General features: G+C 34.6%; 1 protein-coding gene. It reads right to left on the bottom strand.

Annotated features, from left to right (window positions below; all coding sequences use genetic code 11):
- Positions 1–1,076: WD40/YVTN/BNR-like repeat-containing protein (locus tag WBM49_RS05200; RefSeq protein ID WP_424371004.1), on the bottom strand; the 1,076-nt coding region annotated here is incomplete at its 3' end.
- Positions 1,077–1,503: the final 427 nt, after the last annotated feature.

The raw sequence follows: 1,503 nt of genomic DNA, 5'->3' as shown, positions 1-1,503 counted from the left end.
CAATGATTATCTACATGTTTTGTGTCCTCACCAACCATATTAAAGTTTTTACCACCATCGCGAGTCACAGACATCCAAGTATCCATGGAATAAACGGTTTGTTCATCTACAGGATCTGCAATAATTTCTTGATAATAGTTCCCACTCGTTACGTGAGAACTACGCTTTTCCCAACTGGCTCCTCGATTGGTTGAAGCAAAAAAACCACCTTTTCCATTTGCTGCCTCTACAATCGCATAGATAATCTCTGGGTTTGCTGGTGAAATAGCCAACCCTATTCGGCCTAATTGCTCACTTGGCAATCCGTTGTTAATCTTGGACCATGTTTTACCACCATCTACACTTTTATGTATTGCAGAACCTGGCCCTCCACCTACATAGGTAAAAACATGACGTCGTCTTTGGAGCGTTGATGCATAAAGCACGTTAGAATCCCTTGGATCCATAACCACATCATTTACACCAGTATGTTCATCTACATTAATGATTGAATCCCAAGTTTCTCCTCCATCTTCGGTCATATATAACCCTCTTTCTCCTCCTTTACTCCATAAAGGGCCAATAGCAGCAACATAAACAATGTCTGAATTGCCTGGATGCACAATTATTTTTACGATATGTTCAGAATTTTTGAGTCCCATGTGTTTCCATGACTTTCCTCCATCAATTGATTTATAGACACCATCTCCATATGCTACTGAACGTTGGTTATTATTCTCTCCAGTACCTACCCAAATTACATTTGAATTATTTGGATCCATAGTAACACAGCCTATAGAATAGGAACCTTGTGAATCAAAAATCGGTTCATAGGTTACACCAGAATTTATTGTTTTCCATACACCTCCAGAGGATGTCGCTACATAATATTCAAAAGGATTATTGGGATTAAACGCAAAATCTGAAATACGCCCTGAAGTTAATGCAGGACCAACATTACGCCATTTAAGACCTGACAGGTTAATATCATCTAATGGCGATTTTGTTGTATTGTTCTTTTTTGATTTTTTCTGGGCATCACAGACTGAGCTGAAACTAAGTAGAAGACTTAGCACAACTATTGAGAATTTTTTCATAGTTAGAAATTCTGATGGTTGGATTATAGTTTTAATTACAATTAAATAAAACCATGACTAGGTTATTATCACTAATAATACCCTTATAAGTATAAATGTGTTATGGTTTATTTAAAGGCAAATAAATATAGGTCTTTTTAGAAAAACTGAATCAAAAGAAAACTATAAATTTTTGTCTTAATTTAAATTGCAAAATGATAATATTTCATACTTGAAAATCAGTTAAAATATTGCAGTTCGTCGGATTCTGAAAAAAAATCATGTTTTTAATCGGACATATTTGAGGGTTCATCAAAAAATTTTAGACTTACCTCCTTCTCTATTTAATTTAGTTCTCAGATTGCCCCACAATCTATTTTATTAAACTTAATTATTATGGACACAAATTTCTCTTTATTTAACCAGATTAATAGTCTTTGCTACTGGT

The sequence above is a fragment of the Muriicola sp. genome, assembly GCF_049669965.1.
Taxonomy (GTDB): Bacteria; Bacteroidota; Bacteroidia; order Flavobacteriales; family Flavobacteriaceae; genus Muriicola.
The sequence above is the reverse complement of the archived record's forward strand: the minus strand, read 5'-3'. Positions and strand labels throughout refer to the sequence as shown.